General features: G+C 64.0%; 17 protein-coding genes and 1 tRNA gene. 5 read left to right on the forward strand and 13 right to left on the reverse strand.

Features of this window, described 5'->3' with window-relative positions; genetic code table 11:
* Nucleotides 1–65 precede the first annotated feature (65 nt).
* The 3 genes from rpsA to aroA all read right to left on the reverse strand — a co-directional run bounded on the left by rpsA (nt 66) and on the right by aroA (nt 4211).
* The gene (gene rpsA, locus NKJ88_RS03090) at nt 66–1763 is read right to left on the reverse strand and encodes a 30S ribosomal protein S1 (RefSeq protein ID WP_023671316.1); all 1698 of its coding nucleotides are present in this window, start codon (nt 1761–1763) and stop codon (nt 66–68) included.
* Between the two features lie 204 nt (nt 1764–1967).
* Entirely contained in the window at nt 1968–2612 is a 645-nt protein-coding gene (gene cmk, locus NKJ88_RS03095; RefSeq protein ID WP_023671315.1) for a (d)CMP kinase, read from the reverse strand.
* Nucleotides 2613–2852: 240 nt separating this feature from the next.
* Nucleotides 2853–4211 carry a 3-phosphoshikimate 1-carboxyvinyltransferase gene (aroA, locus tag NKJ88_RS03100; RefSeq protein WP_023671314.1) on the reverse strand — a complete coding sequence of 453 codons (1359 nt, stop codon included), beginning with the start codon at nt 4209–4211 and terminating at the stop codon, nt 2853–2855.
* A gap of 206 nt (nt 4212–4417) precedes the next feature.
* Here aroA and NKJ88_RS03105 point away from each other — a divergent pair, with 206 nt between their 5' ends.
* The 3 genes from NKJ88_RS03105 (at nt 4418) to NKJ88_RS03115 (ending at nt 5542) form a co-directional block, all read left to right on the forward strand.
* Nucleotides 4418–4810, forward strand: a complete 393-nt coding sequence (locus tag NKJ88_RS03105) for a TIGR02300 family protein (protein WP_023671313.1) — start codon at nt 4418–4420, stop codon at nt 4808–4810.
* A 173-nt stretch (nt 4811–4983) separates the two neighbouring features.
* Nucleotides 4984–5059: transfer RNA gene (locus NKJ88_RS03110), tRNA-Ala, on the forward strand.
* A gap of 147 nt (nt 5060–5206) precedes the next feature.
* The gene (locus tag NKJ88_RS03115) at nt 5207–5542 is read left to right on the forward strand and encodes a hypothetical protein (RefSeq protein WP_245259937.1); all 336 of its coding nucleotides are present in this window, start codon (nt 5207–5209) and stop codon (nt 5540–5542) included.
* Between the two features lie 49 nt (nt 5543–5591).
* Here the strand turns inward: NKJ88_RS03115 and NKJ88_RS03120 are convergent, their stop codons facing one another.
* Genes NKJ88_RS03120 through msuE form a run of 5 tightly spaced genes read right to left on the reverse strand, consistent with a single transcriptional unit; the run spans nt 5592 to nt 10282 of the window.
* Nucleotides 5592–6356 (reverse strand): ABC transporter ATP-binding protein, encoded by a 765-nt coding sequence (locus NKJ88_RS03120; RefSeq protein WP_023671311.1) that lies wholly within the window; start codon nt 6354–6356, stop codon nt 5592–5594.
* 24 nt (nt 6357–6380) lie between these two features.
* On the reverse strand, nt 6381–7379 hold the full coding sequence (locus NKJ88_RS03125; RefSeq protein ID WP_023671310.1) for an ABC transporter substrate-binding protein: 999 nt from the start codon (nt 7377–7379) through the stop codon (nt 6381–6383).
* Between the two features lie 40 nt (nt 7380–7419).
* The gene (locus NKJ88_RS03130; protein ID WP_023683543.1) at nt 7420–8268 is read right to left on the reverse strand and encodes an ABC transporter permease; all 849 of its coding nucleotides are present in this window, start codon (nt 8266–8268) and stop codon (nt 7420–7422) included.
* A 24-nt stretch (nt 8269–8292) separates the two neighbouring features.
* Nucleotides 8293–9669 carry an LLM class flavin-dependent oxidoreductase gene (locus tag NKJ88_RS03135; RefSeq protein WP_023700424.1) on the reverse strand — a complete coding sequence of 459 codons (1377 nt, stop codon included), beginning with the start codon at nt 9667–9669 and terminating at the stop codon, nt 8293–8295.
* A gap of 55 nt (nt 9670–9724) precedes the next feature.
* Nucleotides 9725–10282 carry an FMN reductase gene (gene msuE / locus NKJ88_RS03140; RefSeq protein ID WP_023683545.1) on the reverse strand — a complete coding sequence of 186 codons (558 nt, stop codon included), beginning with the start codon at nt 10280–10282 and terminating at the stop codon, nt 9725–9727.
* Between the two features lie 339 nt (nt 10283–10621).
* On the opposite strand from msuE, the gene NKJ88_RS03145 reads away from it, so the two are divergent.
* Nucleotides 10622–11641 carry an LLM class flavin-dependent oxidoreductase gene (locus NKJ88_RS03145; RefSeq protein ID WP_352443555.1) on the forward strand — a complete coding sequence of 340 codons (1020 nt, stop codon included), beginning with the start codon at nt 10622–10624 and terminating at the stop codon, nt 11639–11641.
* A gap of 81 nt (nt 11642–11722) precedes the next feature.
* Here the strand turns inward: NKJ88_RS03145 and NKJ88_RS03150 are convergent, their stop codons facing one another.
* The 5 genes from NKJ88_RS03150 to NKJ88_RS03170 form a co-directional block, all read right to left on the reverse strand.
* On the reverse strand, nt 11723–12568 hold the full coding sequence (locus NKJ88_RS03150; RefSeq protein ID WP_023689210.1) for a fumarylacetoacetate hydrolase family protein: 846 nt from the start codon (nt 12566–12568) through the stop codon (nt 11723–11725).
* A 146-nt stretch (nt 12569–12714) separates the two neighbouring features.
* A complete protein-coding gene (locus NKJ88_RS03155; protein WP_352443556.1) occupies nt 12715–13446 on the reverse strand; it encodes an SDR family oxidoreductase in 732 nt (243 codons plus the stop codon).
* Nucleotides 13447–13738: 292 nt separating this feature from the next.
* Nucleotides 13739–16111: an aldehyde dehydrogenase family protein gene (locus NKJ88_RS03160; protein WP_352443557.1), complete on the reverse strand. Its 2373-nt coding sequence runs from the start codon at nt 16109–16111 to the stop codon at nt 13739–13741.
* A gap of 226 nt (nt 16112–16337) precedes the next feature.
* The gene (gene deoC, locus NKJ88_RS03165; RefSeq protein WP_023703681.1) at nt 16338–17387 is read right to left on the reverse strand and encodes a deoxyribose-phosphate aldolase; all 1050 of its coding nucleotides are present in this window, start codon (nt 17385–17387) and stop codon (nt 16338–16340) included.
* Between the two features lie 206 nt (nt 17388–17593).
* A complete protein-coding gene (locus tag NKJ88_RS03170; protein WP_023671300.1) occupies nt 17594–18421 on the reverse strand; it encodes a ferredoxin--NADP reductase in 828 nt (275 codons plus the stop codon).
* A gap of 219 nt (nt 18422–18640) precedes the next feature.
* On the opposite strand from NKJ88_RS03170, the gene NKJ88_RS03175 reads away from it, so the two are divergent.
* On the forward strand, nt 18641–20725 hold the full coding sequence (locus tag NKJ88_RS03175) for a hydantoinase/oxoprolinase family protein (RefSeq protein WP_352443558.1): 2085 nt from the start codon (nt 18641–18643) through the stop codon (nt 20723–20725).

The raw sequence follows: 20725 nt of genomic DNA on the forward strand, positions 1-20725 counted from the left end.
GCGCGCGAGGCGCAGCCGAGGCTTACGCTTGCGCGAAGCGGCTTACGCGCTGCGCGCAAAGCGGCTTAGCTGCCCTGCTTCTTCAGCGCGGCGCCAAGGATGTCGCCCAGCGAAGCGCCGGAGTCGGTAGAGCCGTACTGTGCGACGGCTTCCTTCTCTTCGGCGATTTCCAGCGCCTTGATCGAGACCTGCAGCTTGCGGGTCTTCTTGTCGAAGGCGATGACGCGGGCGTCCAGCTTCTGGCCGACCGAGAAGCGCTCGGGGCGCTGCTCGTCACGGTCACGGCTGAGGTCGTTGCGCTTGATGAAGGTCTCTATGCCGCTGTCGACCAGCCGCACTTCCAGGCCGCCATCCTTGATGCCGGTGACTTCGCAGGTGACGACCGCGTTCTTGCGCAGTTCGCCTGAAGTCGCCGCTTCGCCGACCGTATCCTTGGCCAGCTGCTTGATGCCGAGCGAGATGCGCTCCTTGTCGATGTCGACGTCGAGCACCTGCGCCTTGACCATGTCGCCGCGATTGTACTCTTCGATGACCTGCTCGCCCGGACGGGTCCAGTCGAGGTCCGAGAGGTGCACCATGCCGTCCACGTCGCCTTCAAGGCCGATGAACAGGCCGAACTCGGTCTTGTTCTTGACCTCGCCCTCGACCTGGCTGCCGACCGGATGGCTCGCGGCAAAAGCCTGCCACGGATTCTCGAGCGTCTGCTTGAGGCCGAGCGAGATGCGGCGCTTGGCCGGATCGACCTCGAGCACGACCACGTCGACTTCCTGCGTCGTCGACAGGATCTTGCCGGGGTGCACGTTCTTCTTGGTCCACGACATTTCCGAAACGTGGATGAGGCCTTCGATGCCCGGCTCCAGCTCGACGAACGCGCCGTAGTCGGTGATGTTGGTGACGGTACCCTTGATCTTCTTGCCGATCGGGAACTTGGTGCCGATCTCGGACCACGGATCGCTCTCGAGCTGCTTCATGCCGAGCGAGATGCGGTGGGTTTCCTGGTTGATGCGGATGATCTGCACCTTGACCGTCTGACCGATGTTGAGGATCTCGGTCGGGTGGTTGACGCGGCGCCATGCCATGTCGGTGACATGCAGCAGGCCATCGATGCCGCCGAGGTCGACGAACGCACCGTAATCGGTGATGTTCTTGACGACGCCTTCGACAACCTGGCCTTCTTCGAGGTTCTGCACGATTTCCGAACGCTGTTCGGCGCGGCTTTCCTCGAGCACGGTGCGGCGCGACACCACGATGTTGCCGCGGCGGCGATCCATCTTGAGGATCTCGAAGGGCTGCGGGTTGTGCATCAGCGGAGAGACATCGCGGATCGGGCGGATATCGACCTGGCTGCGCGGCAGGAAGGCCACGGCGCCGTCGAGGTCGACGGTGAAGCCGCCCTTGACCTGGTTGAAGATGACGCCTTCGACGCGCTCACCCTTGGTGAACTTCTCTTCGAGCTTGACCCAGCTCTCTTCGCGGCGGGCCTTGTCGCGCGACAGGACGGCTTCGCCCAGCGCGTTTTCGATGCGCTCGACCATGACCTCGACCGTGTCGCCGACCTTGAGCGTCGAGTCCTTGCCCTTGACGCCGAATTCCTTCAGCGGCACGCGGCCTTCGACCTTGAGGCCGACATCGATGATGGCCATGTCTTTTTCGATCGCCAGGATCGTGCCCTTGACGACCTGACCTTCGCCGGAGTGACCGGTGGTAAATGATTCTTCGAGCAGGCTCGCGAAATCGTCGCGAGTGGGATTTGCAGCTGACATATTTTCTCCTGGAGTGCCCCGCATCTGAAGCGGGACGGGCGCCGTGGGTTAGCGTTGCGTTGGCCTGCCGGCGTTCCGGGCTACAAAAGCCCTGGGCCGCCTAAGCGGCAATTCCGGCGCATGAAGAATGCTGGCAGGCTGGTTCGTGCCCGATATGGGTATTTTCTTCGCTTCCGGCAATCGGTGGAGCGGGAAAACCCTGGATCAGGCTTTGTCTCTCTTGGCCAGGGCGTCGTCGATGATCGCTTTGGCCGCCAGAAACGCGGCCTCTATAGCCATTTCGGAGGTATCAAGCAAGTGCGCGTCCGCCGCCGGCTTCAGCGGCGAGTCGGCGCGGCCCATGTCGCGCTCGTCGCGGCGCACAATATCGGCAAGAATTTCGGCGAAATCGGCGGTGCCGCCGATGCTTTCGATCTCGGCCAGCCGGCGCTGCGCCCGCACTTCGGCGCTCGCCGTCACATAGAGCTTTATGTCGGCGTCAGGGCACACAACCGTGCCGATGTCGCGCCCGTCGAGCACCGCGCCTGGCGGTGTCCTGGCGAAATCGCGCTGCTTTTCGACCAGGATGCGCCGGACGGTAGGGTAAATCGCGACCTTCGAGGCCGCCTCGCCAACCGCATGCGCCGACAGCACCGCACGGTCGAGCTTTGCCAGATCGACCTGGCGTGCGGCGGTTTCGGCTGCTGAGACATTGTCGAGTGGCAGCGCGTGCCGGATCAACGCATAGGCGACGGCGCGGTAGGTGAGGCCGGTGTCGAGCAGGTTGAGGCGGTAGTGGTCGGCCAGCCGTCGGGCCAGCGTGCCTTTGCCGGCGCCGGCGGGACCGTCGATGGCGATGGTGAAGGTCATTGGCGGGCCAACACGAAAGACAGACGCCGCGATCCTTCGCGCCCCCCTCTGTCCTGCCGGACATCTCCCCCTCCAGAGGGGAGATCAGAAGCTTCTGCGCCCCACTCTTTCCTGCAATTTCGAAAACTGGCGAAAGCCGCTGTGACGGCCGATCTCCCCCCTTGAGGGGGAGATGTCCGGCAGGACAGAGGGGGGCGCTGTCCCGCCGACATCTCTGCTTGCTTTGCGCTTGGCATCAACCTACCCGATCTCCGCACCGAGCCCCGTCATCAGACCCATGAACTCCGGGAAACTCGTCGCGATCATGGCGGCGTCGTCGATGGTCACCGGCTTTTCCGTTGCCAGCCCCATTACCAGGAAGCTCATGGCGATACGATGGTCGAGATGCGTCTGCACCGTCGTGTCCTGGCCATTGGGATGGCCGCCCAGCCCCTTGCCGCCGGGCTTTCCGCGCACCGCGAGCGAAGCTTCGCCTTCGGCGCAGTCGACGCCGTTGAGCTTCAGCCCATTGGCAACCGCTGCCAGTCGGTCGGATTCCTTCACCCGCAGCTCTTCCAGCCCCTGCATCAACGTCTCGCCCTCGGCGAAGCTCGCGGCAACCGCCAGCACCGGATATTCGTCGATCATAGACGGCGCCCGCTCGGGCGGCACGGTGACGCCCTTGAGCTCGGAGTAGCGCACGCGCAGATCGGCAACATCCTCGCCGCCGGCATTGCGCGGGTTCAAGATGTCGATCTGGCCGCCCATTTCCTGCAACGTTAGAAGCAGGCCGGTGCGGGTGGGGTTCATCAGCACGTTCTCGATGACGATGTCCGAACCCGGCACGATCAGTGCCGCGACCAGCGGGAAGCCGGCCGAGGAGGGGTCGCCGGGCACGGCGATGGTCTGCCCCGTCAATTTGCCCTGGCCCTCGATGAAGATGTGGCGCACGCCGCGCTCGTCGGTCTCGACCGAGAGATTGGCGCCAAATCCCCTAAGCATCTTTTCGGTATGATCGCGCGTCATCACCGGTTCGATCACGGTGGTGATGCCGGGCGTGTTGAGGCCTGCCAGCAGCACGGCCGACTTCACCTGCGCCGAGGCCATCGGCACGCGGTAGGTAATGGGTGCGGCGTGTTTCGGCCCATGCAGCGTGATCGGCATGCGGTCGCCCGGCGTCGCCTTCAGCACCTGCACGCCCATCTGGCGCAAGGGTTCGAGCACGCGGCCCATCGGCCGTCCCGACAGCGATGCGTCGCCGATGAAGGTCGTTTCCATGTCGTAAGTGCCGACGAGGCCCATTGTGAGGCGGGAGCCGGTACCGGCATTGCCGAAATCGAGCGGGCCTTCCGGCTGCAGCAGCGCGCCATTGCCGGTGCCGCGGATCACCCACTCGGCGCCGCGCTTCTCGATATGCGCGCCCATCGCCTTCATGGCGGCCGCCGTGCGCATCACATCCTCGCCTTCGAGCAGGCCGGTGACGCGGGTTTCGCCGGAGGCAAGGCCGCCGAACATCATGGAACGGTGCGAAATCGACTTGTCGCCCGGCACGCGAGCGGTGCCGGAAAGGGCGGATGATTTGCGGGCGGTGGCCGGCTTGGCAGCGGCGGCGTGAGACATGGAATTTCCCTGGACGGAATGCCGGCGCACCGGCGCTTTTCATTTGTTGCGGCGGTCTCGTATCACGGCGGGCACGAATGGTCATCCCCATGGTCGTCGCTTGGCGCGAGGCCTTTCAGTGCTTGGTTTTGTGACGCCGGCTTTTCGCTTTGACAGCGCGGTAAACTGTGGTTAAGGGGACCACTCTTTTACTGACGAGGCTTGACGTGGCAAAAAACGAACTTGGCACAAAGCGTGTCGACCCTGAAACGGGCCGAAAATTCTACGACCTGAACAAGGACCCTGTCGTCTCGCCCTATACGGGCAAGACGTATCCGCGTTCCTATTTCGAGGACGGCAAGATCGCCGCCCTCGAAGAGGAAGAGGAAGTGGCCGAGAAGGAAGTGGACGCCGAGGAAGAAGAAGGCGTTGAAGTCGTCTCGCTTGAAGAGGCCGACGAAGACGTCAAGGCCGGCGACGAGCTTCCCGACCTGGGCGACGACGAGGACGATGTCGATCTAGGCGACGATGAGGACGATACTTTCCTTGCCGACGAAGAGGAAGAAGACGACGATGTCGCCGACATGATCGGCGTCGGCGACGACGACGACGAAGTCTAAGAACGCTTCGAACGCATGCATTTAGCGGCGTTCACGGGCTATGACGAAAAAGCGGCCCTCGAAGGCTTGATCTTCAGGGAAGGCGGGGTTAGAAGCCGCCTGCACTAAACGGCGCGGTCCTGAAACCCGCGCCGGACCTCTCGCCGGCAACGGCGACGGCTGACTGCCGGAGTGGGGCCATAGCTCAGTTGGGAGAGCGCTTGAATGGCATTCAAGAGGTCGTCGGTTCGATCCCGATTGGCTCCACCAAACAGTCTCTTTCCGACGCTCGGTTTCGCGGCATTCATGCTTGTCGCCTGCCAGTCGGCGCCTGAACCATCATCGCCGCCCGCACCTCAGCCCATGGAGCCTGCCGCGATCTCTGCTCCTGATGGTGCGGCGGTCCTCGATCCATCCGTGCGGGTTATGCCGCCCGGCGAAGGCGTCCCGGCCAAATATGTCGCGTTTTCCGGCATATGGGGCGGACAGCTGGACGGGATGTATGACGGCAAGCTCGCCGTGCTGACGATTACGCGCGGCGGCAATGTCACCGCCACCTATGCCTGGGGCGATGTCGCCGACAACAAACCGGGCGTGGCCGATGGCGAAGGCAAGATTTTCGGCAACACGTTGAAACTGCGGCGCCTTCCCAATGGCGCGGACGTCAGCGCGGTCATTCAGGCGGACGGAACGCTGGCCGTCACCTATGGGCTTGCCGACCGAACCTATACGGGCACGTTCACCAAGCAATAATCGCGAGAGCTAATCTTCCGGGGGAGCCACGGCTGGCCCCTTCCCTTGATCAGTGCAATCCGAATTCGCGCAGCAATTCTTCACGGTAGCGCACGAAGCGGCTCTCGCTGCGCTCGCGCGGGCGTGGCAGGTCGATGTCGATCAACCGCGCCGCGCCGCCTTTCTCCTTGGGCAGGATCAGCACCCGGTCAGCCAGATAGATCGCCTCCTCCAGATCGTGGGTGACCATCACCATGGTGACGTTCTCCTCGCTCCAGATGCGCGCCAGTTCCTCCTGCATGCCGATCTTGGTCATGGCGTCCAGGGCCCCCAGCGGCTCGTCGAGCAGGAGGATCTCGGGCTGCACGGTGAGCGCCCGGGCGATGCCGACGCGCTGCGCCATGCCGCCGGAAAGCTGGCTCGGAAAAGCATCGGCGAATTCGGCAAGGCCGACCAGGGCGACGTAGAAGCGGGCGCGTTCCTCGGCCTGCCTCTTGGGAACACCGCGCACTTCGAGGCCGAACGCGACATTGCCGAGCACGCTCAGCCACGGCAGCAGCCGCGGTTCCTGGAAGATCACGGCACGCTCGGCGCCGACGCCATGCACCGGCTGGCCGTCGATCGCGACACCGCCGCTGTCGGCCGCCTCCAGCCCGGCCAGAATACGCAGCAGCGTGGTCTTGCCGGAGCCGCTGGCGCCGACGATGACCAGGCATTCCCCCGAACGAATGTCGAGGTTGAGCGTCCGCAGCACGGCAAGCTGGCGCCCGCCGAGGCTGAAGGATTTGGACAGGTCGCGGATCGAGACCTCTCCGCCACGGTTGGAACCGGCCATCTTGTCTCTCAGCTATTTCAAAGCTCAGTTGATCTTGGTTTCGCCGGGCCGGTACAGGATGTCGGCGGCTTTCAGCTTGCCCTTGGCCAGACGGCCGTCTCGCTCCAGCACGGCGACCCAGAAGTCGATGTCGCGATCGGTCGCCTGCGCACCTTCGCGCAGACCAAAGCCGGTCCAGTAGCGGGCGAGATCGCCGTTTTCGCCGCGCTTGTCGAGGATAGTGGCCAGCACCTTGCGGGCTTCGTCCGGGTTCTGGCGCGACCAGTCCGAGGCGCGCGCCGACTGTTCGACGAAGTTGCGCGCCGCATCCGGGTTGGCGGCAATGAAGTCGCGCCTGAGTACGACGAAGCCGCCGGCGAGTTCGCCGAGCACCTGGGTGTCGTCGAACACGCCGCGCACGCCGCCGTTGGCGACCAGCGCGCCGGCAAAGGTCGCCTGCCAGTAGCCGAGGCCGGCAATGTCGACCTGGCGCGAGCGCAGCGTCTGCTCAAGCTGCGGGCCGGGCACGACAATGAGGTTGGCGGCGGTCGGCGGCAGGCCGACGCTGTGCAGGGCCTCACGCACCGTATAGTCGAGATGAGCGCCGAGCGTGTTGACCGAGATGGTCTTGCCGGCAATGTCGGCGATCGATTTGATCGGGCTGTCTTCCAGCACGTAGAAGACGCTCTTCACATCCTTGTTGATGCCGTTGCTCGGATACGCCGCGACGAAGTCGTTGCCGCCGGAGATCGAGTTGATCACCGCTGCGGTGGCGGCCGAGCCGATGTCGACGCTGCCGGAAGACAGCGCAAACAGCGATTCCGGTCCACCCGAGGAATAGCCGACATTCTCCAGCTCGACGCCGAGCCCTTTGAAGTAGCCGAGCTCGTCGGCCAGCTCGTGCGGGGAGATGCTGCCACGGCTGGCGAGGTAGCGGAACTTGACGGCTGCGGCTTGCGCAAAGGCCAGGCGCGGCAGGCCGGCGGCGATGAGGCCGGCGGCAAGCGGCGCGCCGGCAAGCAGCGAACGGCGGGTGATTTTCATGATCGGGTCCTTGTGAAGTAAACGGTGAGGGGCGGACTGCTCAGTTGACAGGATTGCTCCAGCGACAGAGCCGCCGCTGCAGGGTGACCAACGCCTGGTTGGCGATCAGGCCAAGCCCGGCGAGGATGACGATTGCCGCAAACATCAGCGGGATCTGGAAATTGTACTGCGCGTTCATCACCTGGAAGCCGATGCCCTTGTTGGCACCGATCATCTCGGACGCGATCAGCAGCAGCAGCGCCGTGGTGGCGCTCAGCCGCAAGCCGACGAAGATCGACGGCACGGCGCCCGGCAGTACGACGCGGCGAAACACGGTGAGCCGGCTCGCACCATAGACGCGCGCCATTTCAAGCAGCTTGGGATCGACTTCCTTGACGCCGCTGGTGGTATTGAGCAGCAGCGGAAACAGCGTCGCCCAGAAGATGACGAAGATCTTCGAGGTCTCGCCAAGTCCCAAGAGCAGGATGAACACCGGGTAGAGCGCCAGTGCAGAGGTCTGCCGGAACACCTGCAGGATCGGATCGAGCGCGGTTTCGACCGGGCGCACCTGGCCCATGAACAGGCCGAGCGGAATGGCGACGGCCACGGCTGCGGCAAAGGCGATGCCGGCGCGCTGCAGGCTGATGGCGATGTCGCCGAGCAGGCTGCCGCCGGCAAGCCCCTTCCAGAGCGCTTCGACGATCATGTCGATCGGCGGCAGCACCGCCGCGTTGACCCATCCGACGCTGCTCGCCACCTGCCAGAGCGCCAGGAAGCCGGCAAGCACGCCGTAGCGCTTCAGGAAGCGAACAGCAGCCCGGCCGCCGAGGCGCAGAAAGTCGGTGCCGAGCCCGGTTTCGCCACCACTGCGGCGAACCGTGATTTGCCGATCGATGTGCTGCAACGTCATTGCTTCACCCCTTCGATGCCAAGGTCATTCGGCGGCAAGGACGGTCGAGCGGGCGACGGTCCATGGATTTTCCGGGCGCCTGAGACCGAGATTCTCGCGCAGCGTGCGGCCTTCGTAAGCCGTGCGGAACAGGCCGCGCCGCTGCAGCTCGGGAATGACCAGGTCGACGAAATCGTCGAGCGCGCCGGGCAGCCAGGGCGGCAGGATGTTGAAGCCGTCGGCCGCCTCGCTGGTGAACCATTCCTCCAGCTGATCGGCGACCTGCGTGACGCTGCCGACGATGGTGTAGTGGCCGCGCGCCGTCGCTACCCATTGGTAAAGCTGGCGGATGCTGAAATTGTGCTCGTCGGCAATCTGCCGGATCAGCGCCTGGCGGCTTTTCATGCCTTCGGTTTCCTTGCTCGGCGGCAACGGGCCGTCGAGCGGATAGCCCCTGATGTCGAGCGTCTGGCCGGCCAGCCCGTTGAGCAGGGCGACACCGTCCTCGGGCAGGATAAGGTCGTTAAGCTGTTGGTATTTGGCACGGGCCTCGTCCTCGGTGCGGCCGACGAAGGGCGCGACGCCCGGCATGATCAGCACCTGGTCGGGATCGCGGCCGACTTCAGCCACGCGCGCCTTGATGTCGCGGTAGAATTCCTGCGCCGTCTCGAGCTTCTGATGGGCCGTGAAGATGACCTCGGCCGAGTGCGCGGCAAGCCCACGGCCGTCTTCCGACTGCCCCGCTTGTACGACAACCGGATGTCCTTGCACCGGGCGCGGCACGTTGAGCGGACCCTTGACGCTGAAATGCTCGCCCTTGTGGTCGATGTCGTGCAATCTGTCCTTGTCGTAGAAACGGCCCGACTGCTTGTCGCGGATGAAGGCGTCATCCTCCCAGCTGTCCCACAGCGCCTTGACCGTCTCGACATGCTCATGCGCCCTGGCATAGCGCTCGGCATGGCTGGGCTGGACGTCGCGGTTGAAATTGCGTGCCGTTTCGTCGCCGGCCGAGGTCACCACGTTCCAGCCGGCGCGGCCGTTCGACAACAGGTCGAGCGAAGCGAATTTGCGCGCCAGCGTGTAAGGCTCCTCATAAGTGGTGGACGCCGTTGCGATGAAGCCGAGATGCGTCGTCAGCGGCGCCAGCGCCGCAAACAGCGTCACCGGCTCGAAGCCGGCGATCTTGGCGTTGCCGCCCTCGCGGGCGCCGAGGCCGACGGTCAGGTTGTCGGCCAGGAAATAGGCGTCGAACAGGCCGCGCTCGGCGGTCAGCGCCAGCTTCTTGTGGAACTCGAAATTGGTGGCGCCGTCGGCCGGCGCATCGGGATGACGCCAGGCGGCGATATGCTGCCCGCCGCCGGGCAGGAAAGCGCCGAGCTTGATCTGCCGCGGCCTGCTATCGGACTTGCTGGCTCGAGTCATTGCAGGCGTCCTTCTGGTCTATGCGGGATGGAATATTGCGTCGCGGATCGTGGTTTCAGGCGGCAAGGACGACGCTGTAGGGCACGCCGGCCACCCGGCATGCCTCGGCGACCGCCTGCCGGGCTCGCGCCTTGACTGCCTCTGACACCAGCACGCCATCTGCAAAGTCCTTGTCCGAGGCGTAGATCGCGGTCGGCAGGGTCTGCGCCTCGAAGAAGCCGAACAACGGCCGCAACTGGTGTTCGACGACAAGCGAATGACGCTCGCCGCCGCCTGTTGCCGCCAGGATGATCGGCTTGCCGCGCAGCGACGACGGGTCGAGCAGGTCGAAGAAGTGCTTGAACAGCCCGGTGTAGCTGCCCTTGAAGGTCGGGGAGCCGACCACCAGCACGTCGGCGCCGAGCAGCTGCTCGATAATACCGCGCGCCGCCGGATCGAGATCGCCAAGCTGTCTTGCAGGCGCAAAGGACGGGCCGAGATCCTCGATGTCGAAAACGCTCAAAGCCGAGCCGGCCCGGCTCGCCACCTCACCGGCGATGTGGCTGACGAATGCCTTCGTCTTGGACGGACGGGTCAGGTTGCCGGACAACCCCACCACCAACTTTTTTGACATCCGAGGCTCCTTCTCGCAGACGCACTATCGCATTAAGCCTACCGATTTTGTAGAATTAAATGAGCGAGAAGATTTCAAAACCGGGCTCTGAAACGAATGGAGTTTGCGGTACATCGCCTTTGGTTGGTTCATTTGGCCCCAAAAGCGCCGCGGCAGATGCTGACGCGGTCGCGCAAGGCATCGCCGGGGACCATGGCCTTGGTCCTTTGCGCACCGATGGGTATCGTTGCGAAACCGTCAAGGGCCGGCGGCATTGACACTGCGTTGTGTGAGTGTCGATTGAACCCGATCGCGTGGGCGACGAAGTAGGCAACTGGAATCAAAGAACAGGATGCGCGCATGAAAAAGATCGGCTTTCTTTCCTTCGGCCATTGGTCGCCCTCGTCGCAATCGCAGACGCGCTCGGCGTCCGACGCGCTGCTGCAGTCGATCGACCTGGCCGTCGCCGCCGAGGAGCTGGACGCGGACGGCGCCTATTTCCGCGTCCATCATTTTGCCCGCCAGCTCGCTTCGCCGTTTCCGCTTCTGGCCGCGGTCGGCGCCCGCACCAGCCGCATCGAGATCGGCACCGCCGTCATCGACATGCGCTATGAGAATCCGCTGTATATGGCCGAGGATGCGGGTGCTGCCGACCTGATCGCCGGTGGCCGGCTGCAGCTTGGCATCAGCCGCGGTTCGCCGGAGCAGGTGATCGACGGCTGGCGCTACTTCGGCTACGTGCCGCAGGACGGCAAAAGCGATGCCGACATGGCGCGCAACCATGCCGAGGTGTTTCTGGACGTGCTGCGCGGCGAAGGTTTCGCGCAACCCAATCCGCGGCCGATGTTCCCCAATCCTCCGGGAATGCTGCGGCTCGAGCCGTTCTCGGCCGGCCTGCGCGATCGGATCTGGTGGGGCGCCGCTACCAACGCCACCGCCGAATGGGCGGGCAAGCTCGGCATGAACCTGCAAAGTTCGACGCTGAAGTTCGATGAGGGCGGCCAGCCGCTCCACATCCAGCAGGCCGAACAGATCCGCGCCTATCGCGCGGCGTGGAAGGCGGCCGGCCACACACGCGAGCCGCGCGTGTCGGTCAGCCGCAGCATCTTTGCGCTGGTGAACGACCGCGACCGCGCCTATTTCGGCGGCGGCAGCAGCGAAGATCATTTCGGCTATATCGAGCCTGAGAAGCTTGCCGTCTTCGGCCGCTCCTATGCCGCCGAGCCCGATGTGCTGGTCAAGCAGCTGAAAGAGGATGAAGCGATCGCCGAGGCCGACACGCTGCTTCTGACCGTCCCCAACCAGCTCGGCGTCGAGTACAACGCCCACGTCATCGAGGCGATCCTGAAGCACGTCGCGCCGGCTCTGGGCTGGCGCTGACAAGAGGCGCCAGCCGCCCGGCAAACAAAGAGATAGACCGTTTCGCCGGCAAACGGTGAGACGCTCTAAGGGAAGAGGCGGCTAGGCATCCGCCTTGAAGGTCTGCTTCTGCTGGCCTAGCCCCTCGATGCCCAGTTCCACCACATCGCCGGGCTTCAGGAACACGGGCGGCTTCATGCCCAGCCCAACGCCGGGCGGGGTGCCGGTGGAGATGATGTCGCCAGGATGCAGCGACATGAACTGGCTGAGATAGGAAACGAGATAGGCGACGCCGTAGACCATGGTCCTGGTCGAGCCGTTCTGCATCGTCTTGCCGTTGACCGTCAGCCACATTTTGAGGTTCTGCGGATCGGCAACCTCGTCCTTGGTGACAAGCCACGGCCCGGTCGGACCGAACGTGTCGCAGCTCTTGCCCTTGGTCCACTGGCCCTGGCGCTCGGCCTGGAAGGCGCGCTCGGACACGTCATGGGCAACGGCATAGCCGGCGACATAATCCAGCGCCTCGGCTTCGCTGACGTATTTGGCTTTTCTGCCGATGACCACGGCGAGTTCAACCTCCCAGTCGGTCTTTTCCGAACCGCGCGGGATCAGCACATCATCGTCGGGGCCGACAATGGCCGAGCTCGCCTTCATGAAGATGATCGGCTCCGGCGGCACGGTGGCGCCGGTTTCGGCGGCATGGTCGGAATAATTCAGGCCGATGCAGATGAACTTGCCCGTGCCTGCGACGCAGGCGCCGAGGCGCGGCTTGCCGGAAACCGCCGGCAGCGAGTTCGGATCGAGCTTCGACAATGTCTCGAGCGACGCCGGATCGAGCGCCTTGCCGGCAATGTCGGTGACATGACCCGAAAGATCGCGGATCGTTCCATCCGCATCGAGCAGGCCGGGGCGTTCGCTCCCTATCTCGCCATAGCGCAGCAGTTTCATCTTGCTCTCCAAATTGTGGCCCAAGGCCGTTTTCAAAACTCGCTCCGCCAAGCGATGACTGGGCGGACTCTGGCTATCGGACCCGACCTGGGGCAAGCCGGACTTTAGAACTGTTCGAGCCTGGACCTGCGGATCAAGGCTATTGCTCAGATCGACCAGCCGCCGTCGATATTATAGGCCTGCCCTGAGGTGTACGTGGCACCGGCCAGATAAACCGCAAGATCGGCGATTTCCTCGGGCGTGCCGAGACGGCCCATCGGCTGGCGGGCAATGAAGGCTGCGCGGGCCGCGTCGTAATCGCCCTGCGCATGCATGCGGTCCTGCAGCGACGGGCTCTCGACGGTGCCGGGGCAGATGGCGTTGCAGCGAATGCCCTTGGCGACATAGTCCGCGGCAACCGCCTTGGTGAGACCGATCACGGCCGCCTTGGAGACGCCATAGGCGAAGCGGTTGGGCACGCCCTTGCCGGCGCCGGCGACGGACGACATGTTGATGATCGAGCCATCGCCGCGCTCCAGCATGCCGGGCAGTACCGCCCGAATGGTGCGGATCATGGCGCGGACATTGAGGTTGAAGGCGAAGTCGAGATCGGCATCCTTCATCTCGAGGATCGACCCGGAATGGACGAAGCCGGCGCAGTTGAACAGCACGTCGACGCGGCCGATTTCGGCGAAGCCGGATGCCACCGCATCGTCGTTGAGAACGTCGAGCTTGCGGGTCTTGATGCCGGAGGTCTTGGCGAGTTCGGCCAGCAGCGCCTCGTTGATGTCGGTGGCGTGCACGATGGCACCTGCCTTGGCGAAGGCCAATGCGCTCGCTCTGCCGATGCCTTGTGCCGCCGCGGTGACGACAACGACCTTGCCTGCTAGATCCGCCATGCGTTTCTCCTCGCCCTCTTTGGCCACTGCTCGGCCCGATTTACTGCCGGCTGACTGGGGCGTCCTGTGCCAGACAGGCGCGACTATGCGGCCTGCACAATCCATCAGTCCTTAAATAACAAATGTTTTTTCTGGTTAAAGAACACATGTCCAAGCGTCAAGCCCGAACGCGATCACCTTCGCGACGGCTGATGTAATGCACATCGCTTGCTCTGATGCAACAACATGTATGACAACCGGACAACGAGTCACGCTGCCATGGTTCACTCAAGCACAGCGCGCTTCGGCGGCATTAGTCGCCGTATGGCACCCAGACGTTCTTCACTTCGACGGCGCGGCGCAGCAGGGCATCGCCGGCGGCCTCGTCGGACGCCCAGTCGAGGCTGCGGCCGTTGCCGGTCCAGACGCGCTTGAGATTGCCGACGGAATCGGCCTCCGCTTTGGCGCAAGTGTCGGCATCGGCAAACAGCCAGAGCCCGTCGACATCGTCATGCTTGGCCAGCACGCCGGCAAGCTCCGCCGTGCGGCCGGTGACGATGTTGATGGCGCCTGCCGGAACGTCGGAATATTCGATCACCTGGTAGAGATCGGTGGCAAGCAGCGGGTATTTTTCCGACGGCACGGCCACCACCGTGTTGCCCATGGCAAGCGCAGGTGCGATCAGGGAGATCAAGCCGAGCAGCGGCGCGCTGTCCGGGGCGACGATGCCGAGGACGCCGACCGGCTCGTGCAAAGCGAGCGTGACGGCGCGGGCCGGTGGCTGATGCACCCTGCCCTCATACTTGTCGGCAAGGCCGGCATAGAGGAACAGGCGCTCGATCGATTGTTCCACTTCCTCCCGCGCGGCCTTGGCGTTGGCGCCGGTCAGTTCGGACAAGCGTGCGGTAAATTCGCCGGTGCGGCCGGACAGGTTTTCGGCGAGATAAAAGAGCACCTGGGAACGGTTGTAGGCGGTCGCTTCCGTCCAGGCCTTGCAGGCGCGGGCGGCGGCAACGGCGTCGCGGATGTCCTTGCGGCTGCCGAGACCGACTTCGCCGGCCAGCTTGCCCCTGGCAGTGGCGACAGAAAGCGAATAATTACCATCGGGCCGCACCTGCTTGCCGCCGATGAACAGTTTGGCCGTACGATCGATGGCGCCGCCATCCGATTGCTCGACGGGCTGCGCCGAAGAGGTCGCCGGCTTGATCACGGGACCAAGCGGCAGTTTTGCCGAGAGATATTCGAACATGCCCTCGCGCCCGCCCTCGCGGCCAAAGCCGCTTTCGCGATAGCCGCCGAAGCCGCAGGCGGCGTCGAACATGTTGGTGCCGTTGACCCAGACGACGCCGGCCTTCAATTGCGGCGCGACATGCAGCGCGAGATTGATGTTTTCGCTCCACACCGAGGCGGCCAGCCCATAGCGCGTGTTGTTGGCAAGCTCGATCGCTTCCTCGGTGTTGCGGAAGGTCATGGTGGCCAGAACCGGACCGAACACCTCTTCCTGCGCCAATATATTTGCCGGCGAAACACCGGTGGCGAGCGTCGGCAGGTGGTAGTAGCCGGAAGACGGCAGCACTGCGTCGGGCTGCCAGCAGACGGCGCCCTGTCTGGCGCCTTCTGCGACCAGGCCCTTGACGCGGTCGAGCTGTGTGGCGTCGACCAGCGGGCCGATATCGGTGTTCTTGTCGAGCGGGCTGCCGACGCGAAGCCGGCTCATCCTGACCTTGACCTTGGCGATCAACGCATCGGCAATGCCTTCCTGCACCAGAAGCCGTGACCCGGCGCAGCAGACCTGGCCCTGGTTGAACCAGATGCCGTCGACCAGTCCTTCGACGGCGCTGTCGAGATCGGCGTCCTCGAAGACGATGAAGGCCGACTTGCCGCCGAGCTCCAGAGACAGTTTCTTGCCCGATCCAGCCGTGGCTTTCCTGATGATCTTGCCGACTTCCGAGGAACCAGTGAAGGCGATCTTCTGGATGCCGGGATGGTTGACGATGGCGACGCCCGCTTCAGGTCCACCCTGGACGATGTTGACGACGCCCTTGGGCACGCCGGCGCGCTCGCAGATCTCAGCGAACAGGATGGCCGTGAGGGGGGTGAATTCGGCCGGCTTCAGCACCACCGTGCAGCCGGCGGCGAGGGCCGGCGCGATCTTCCAGGCCAGCATCAGCAGCGGGAAATTCCACGGAATGATCTGGCCGACGACACCGACACCCTTGTGGCCGGGGAAATCCTTGTCCAGCGCCTGCGCCCATCCGGCATGATGGATGAAATGGCGGATGGCCAGCGGCACGTCGATGTCGCGGCTTTCGCGGATCGGCTTGCCGTTGTCGATTGACTCAAGCACTGCGAACAGGCGCTGATGACGCTGCATCGCGCGGCCAATGGCGTAAAGCACTTTTGCGCGCTGGTAGCCCGAGGATGCCGACCATTTCGGTAAGGCCCTGGTGGCTGCGGCGACGGCTGCGTCGATATCGGCGGCGCCGGCATCGGAGATCTTGGCCAGCAGCTTGCCGGAGGAGGGTTCGCTGGTCTCGAAAGTCTTGCCGCTGGCCGCCGCCTTCCAGGCGCCGTCGATGAACAGCGCCTTGCCGAAGTCGCGCGCGGCGAGCCAGGCATCGGCCTCGGTGCGGGCTTCCGGCGCCGGGCCGTATTCCATGGCGTGGTAGCGTTCGAGGATGTTCATGACGCGCTCCGGATATTTGTTTTGGCAGGCGCTTTGTCGCGCCCCCCTCTGTCCTGCCGGACATCTCCCCCACAAGAAGGGAGATCAGCATTCGCGCCTGTCAGCTCTGAAACGTCGACAATTGGCGAAATCGCCGACGTTAGCCAATCTCCCCCCAAGTGGGGGAGATGTCCGGCAGGACAGAGGGGGGCGCGAAGGAACTCGACGTTCAAGGCCTTCATCCACCTCACGCCATTGCGTGGCGATGGTTGGCCGAGTAGTGGCCGGTCAGGTGATGCTCGAGCTGACGCTCGATGTCAGTCAAGAGGCTCGAGGCGCCGAAGCGGAACAGATCCGGTTCTAGCCATGGCCGTCCGAGTTCTTCCTTCATCAGCACCAGCCAGTCGAGCGACGCCTTGGCGGTGGAAATGCCGCCGGCCGGCTTGAAGCCGATGAGAAAGCCGGTCTCCTCGAAATAGGCCCTGATGGCGCGCACCATGGCCAGCCCAACGGGCAGCGTGGCGTTGACGCTTTCCTTGCCGGTCGAGGTCTTGATGAAATCGGCGCCCGCCATCATCGCCACCATCGAGGCCAGCATGACGTTGCGCAGCGTGGCGAGGTCGCCGGTGCCGAGAATGACCTTCAAATGCGCATCACCACAAGCTTCGCGCATCGAGACGATCTCGTTGTAGAGTTCCTGCCATTTGGCGCCGAAGACCAGGCCGCGCGGGATGACCACGTCGATCTCGTCGGCGCCGTCGCGGACCGAGGCCTCGATCTCCTGCAGGCGCGTCGACAGCGGCGCAAGGCCGTGCGGGAAGGCGGTGGAGACGGCGGCGACATGGATGCCGGTGCCGCGCACGGCATCAACAGCCGTCGCGACGAAGGGATGATAGACGCAGACCGCTGCCGGGCGGATTTTCTCGCCCTCGATGCCAAGCCCCTCGACGATGTCGCGACGGAACGGGTTGATCGCCTTGGCGCACAGGCGGCGGACGCGCTCTTCGGTGTCGTTGGAATTCAGCGTCGTCAAATCCATGCAGGAGACCGCGCGCAGCAGCCATGCTGCCTGGTTGTCAGCCTTGATCGAGCGCCGCTTTGTGAGGCTGGCGACCCTGCGTTCCAGCGCCGAGCGGTTGACCGAGCGCACCGATTCCATGAAGCCGAGATCGAGCCGCATGCCGGTGTTGCGGGCAATACCGTGGCTTTGCGGCACGGGCGTGTTGGCGGCCGCACGTGCCGGCAGCGGCGTGACCTTGGACGCGCCGAGATCGGCTTCGCGGATTGTGCTGCTCATCTCCTGCCCTTTCGCTCGACGATTTTACGTGGTGGTGCGTGTCGTTGCTCCCGGACTTGGGCGACACACACCGAAGATAGCCCGTGAATCGATGCTTCACGAGTCCTTCAAGGGCTCATAACGGAAAAAGGCGGCAAAAGCAGCTGAATTTTGACCACATGGTCAAAACGTCAATTCAAGACGTGGCGCCGAGGCGCCGGCTGATGTCAGCCGACGAAAGCGCGCTCGACGACGAAGGTCGAGGGATGGCTGAGCGAGCCCTCATGGAAGCCGAGGCTTTCGGCCATTTCCTTGACGTCCTTCAGCATATGCATCGAGCCGCAGATCATAATGCGATCCGTCTCCGGATTGAGCTTCTCGATGCCGAGGTCGTCGTAGAATTTGCCGGAGCCGATCAGCGCGGTGATGCGGCCCATGCGCGCCGACTCTTCGCGGGTCGTCGAATTGTAGAGGGTGACGCGGCCGCCGGTCAGTTCGCCGATCAGGGGATCGTTCTCGAGCGCGGCCACCAGTTCCTGGCCATAGGTCAGTTCGGCATTGTCGCGGCAGGTGTGGGTCAGGATGACCTGATCGAATTTTTCGTAGGTATCGGGGTCGCGCAGAAGGCTGGCGAAGGGCGCAATGCCGGTGCCGGTCGAGATCATGAACAGGCGCTTTGCCGGGGTCAGCGCGTCGACAACCAGCGTGCCGGTCGACTTCTGGCGCATGATGACGGTGTCGCCGACCTGGATCTTCTGCAGTTCGGAGGTCAGCGGACCATCCGGCACCTTGATCGAGAAGAATTCCAGCTCCTCGTCCCAGGCCGGGCTGGCGACCGAATAGGCGCGGTACACCGGCTTTTCGGCATTGGGCAGACCGATCATGACGAACTCGCCGGAGCGGAAGCGCAACGACTGCGGACGGGTGATGCGGAACGAGAACAGGCGGTCGGTGTAATGCTTCACCGAGACGACGGTTTCGGCATAGACATTGGCCGGAATCGGAAACTGCAGCGGACGGGCGCCGGCTGTGTTGAGTGCGGATGTGGTGTTCATCAAATCCAACTCTGTCTTGCCCACGCCTGTGCGGGCGCCAAACCGTTCCTGCGCGCCCAGACCATTCAGGTCCCGGCGAGCCGTTCACACACTCCAAAGCAGAGAGCTCTTGTGTCCCAAATTTATTAGTATACAAACGATATTTGTGTCAAGATACCACGCTAAAACAGCTTTCCAAACTGCGGCATATTCGTAGTTCCGCCATTTCGGATTTCGACAATGAAAGAGAATTTTTCGGTGCAACAACCGGATTCCCTGGGTCACGTCGTTGCCGGCATCGATGTTGGCGGAACCTTCACCGACCTCATTTTGATCGACGGAAATGACGGCGGAAAGGTGCATATCGCCAAGACGCCGACGACGGTCGACAACCAGGCGTTCGGCGTGGTTTCAGCGCTGGGCGCCACAGGCTTTGCCATAGACGGCATCGACCTCATCGTGCATGGCACGACCACCACCACCAATGCGGTTCTGGAACGCCGGCTGGCGAAAACCGGCATGATCACCACGCGCGGTTTTCGCGACGTGATCGAGTTGGGACGGCGCACACGGCCGCAGCCCTATGGCATGACCGGCACCTTCGTTCCGATCATCCCGCGCGATCTCCGGCTCGAAGTCTCGGAGCGCGTCGAAGCATCCGGCGCGGTGCGCACCCCGCTCGATGAGACCGAGATGCGCGACGCCGTGAAGACGCTGATCGTGGCCGGCTGCGAGTCCCTGGTCATCCATTTCCTGCATTCCTACGCCAACCCTTCGCATGAGCGGCGCGCAGCCGAAATCGCCGCCGAGCTTTGGCCGAACGGCTACATCACGACTGGCCATGCGCTGCTGTCGGAAGCCCGCGAATTCGAGCGCGGCGTGACCGCCGCGGTCAACGCCTCGGTGCAGCCGATCCTCGAGCGCTATGTCGAGCGGCTGCGCAAGGAATTGGCCGCCAAAGGTTACGCCCGCGACTTCCTGATCATGAACGGCAATGGCGGCATGATCTCGGCCCGTTTCGTCACCAGGGAATCGGCCAAGACCGTGATGTCCGGACCAGCCTCGGGTGTCATCGCCGCCGCCTATACGGGCAAGCGTGCCGGCTTTGAAAACCTCGTCACCTACGACATGGGCGGCACCTCGACCGATGTGGCGCTGATCCGCAATGCGGAGCCCGCCGTCTCGAACGAGATCGAGATCGAATATGCGATGCCGATCCATGTGCCGATGGTGGCGGTGCATACGGTCGGCGCCGGCGGCGGCTCGATCGCGCGCGTTGATGCGGCCGGCCTGATCCAGATCGGCCCGGAAAGTGCCGGCGCCAATCCCGGTCCGATCTGCTACGGCCGCGGCGGCTTGGAGCCGACCATCACCGACGCCAATCTGGTGCTGGGACGGCTGGCGCCGAAAAAACTGCTGGCGGTCGAAAATCCGGTCACCGTCGAGCGGGTCACCGGCATTTTCGAGAACAGAATAGGCAAGGCCACCGGCCTCTCCGGCGTCGAGGCGGCGGGTGCAATCCTGCGGCTCGGCAACATGAAAATGGCCGGCGCCATCCGCATGGTCTCGGTGTCGCGCGGCCATGATCCGCGCGATTTCGCGCTGTTCGCCTTCGGTGGCGCCGGGCCGCTGCATGCCTCCGCCCTGGCGCGCGAACTCGGCCTGCCCCGTGTGCTGGTGCCGGCGCGTCCGGGCATCACCAATGCGCTCGGCTGCGTCGTGGCCGATCTGCGCCATGACTTCGTCAACACCATCAACCAGCCGGTCGCCGTGCTCGATGAAGCCAGGCTTCGCGAGGTGCTGGAACGTCACCGCGGGGAAGGCGAGGAACTGATCGGCAAGGAAGCGGTGAAGCCGGAAACGATCCGCGTCACGCATTCCGCCGACATGCAGTTCGTCGGCCAAACCCACATCATCAACGTGGCGCTGCCGTCTTCATCGGTGACAAGGCAAGAGTTGCAGGCGCTGTTCGAAAAAGCCTATTTCGCCCGCTTCAAGGTCGAGTTGCCGGAGATCCGCGCCAATCTGGTCAACCTCAACACGTCGGTGACGGGCGTGCGGCCGGCGATCGACCTGTCACGGCTGATCGACCCGGCCGGACGTACAAAGACGCTAGACGAGGCGCTGCGCGAAACAAGGCCTGTCTGGTACGCAGGGCGCTGGCACGATACGCCGATATACGCACGCGAAAAGTTGCCGCCCGATGCCGTCATCGAAGGGCCGGCGATCCTCGAACAGATGGACGCCACCACCGTGCTCGAACCCGGCGACCGCGCAAGATCGGACGCCGACGGCAACATCATCATCGATATCGGCGAGGCCTGA

Origin of the sequence: Mesorhizobium sp. M0016 (assembly GCF_040324035.1) — a bacterium.
In the GTDB taxonomy this organism is placed as follows: Bacteria; Pseudomonadota; Alphaproteobacteria; order Rhizobiales; family Rhizobiaceae; genus Mesorhizobium.

Excerpts from the sequence above, each read along its gene's own strand:
- cmk (WP_023671315.1), bottom strand. The coding sequence starts at position 2,612 with ATGACCTTCACCATCGCCATCGACGGTCCCGCCGGCGCCGGCAAAGGC.
- NKJ88_RS03120 (WP_023671311.1), bottom strand. The coding sequence starts at position 6,356 with ATGGCCGGTTCCAACCGTGGCGGAGAGGTCTCGATCCGCGACCTGTCC.
- NKJ88_RS03160 (WP_352443557.1), bottom strand. The coding sequence starts at position 16,111 with ATGAACATCCTCGAACGCTACCACGCCATGGAATACGGCCCGGCGCCG.
- NKJ88_RS03155 (WP_352443556.1), bottom strand. The coding sequence starts at position 13,446 with ATGGCGGATCTAGCAGGCAAGGTCGTTGTCGTCACCGCGGCGGCACAA.
- NKJ88_RS03150 (WP_023689210.1), bottom strand. The coding sequence starts at position 12,568 with ATGAAACTGCTGCGCTATGGCGAGATAGGGAGCGAACGCCCCGGCCTG.
- aroA (WP_023671314.1), bottom strand. The coding sequence starts at position 4,211 with ATGTCTCACGCCGCCGCTGCCAAGCCGGCCACCGCCCGCAAATCATCC.
- NKJ88_RS03135 (WP_023700424.1), bottom strand. The coding sequence starts at position 9,669 with ATGACTCGAGCCAGCAAGTCCGATAGCAGGCCGCGGCAGATCAAGCTC.
- rpsA (WP_023671316.1), bottom strand. The coding sequence starts at position 1,763 with ATGTCAGCTGCAAATCCCACTCGCGACGATTTCGCGAGCCTGCTCGAA.
- NKJ88_RS03175 (WP_352443558.1), top strand. The coding sequence starts at position 18,641 with ATGAAAGAGAATTTTTCGGTGCAACAACCGGATTCCCTGGGTCACGTC.
- NKJ88_RS03145 (WP_352443555.1), top strand. The coding sequence starts at position 10,622 with ATGAAAAAGATCGGCTTTCTTTCCTTCGGCCATTGGTCGCCCTCGTCG.
- NKJ88_RS03170 (WP_023671300.1), bottom strand. The coding sequence starts at position 18,421 with ATGAACACCACATCCGCACTCAACACAGCCGGCGCCCGTCCGCTGCAG.
- NKJ88_RS03125 (WP_023671310.1), bottom strand. The coding sequence starts at position 7,379 with ATGAAAATCACCCGCCGTTCGCTGCTTGCCGGCGCGCCGCTTGCCGCC.
- msuE (WP_023683545.1), bottom strand. The coding sequence starts at position 10,282 with ATGTCAAAAAAGTTGGTGGTGGGGTTGTCCGGCAACCTGACCCGTCCG.
- NKJ88_RS03130 (WP_023683543.1), bottom strand. The coding sequence starts at position 8,268 with ATGACGTTGCAGCACATCGATCGGCAAATCACGGTTCGCCGCAGTGGT.
- deoC (WP_023703681.1), bottom strand. The coding sequence starts at position 17,387 with ATGAGCAGCACAATCCGCGAAGCCGATCTCGGCGCGTCCAAGGTCACG.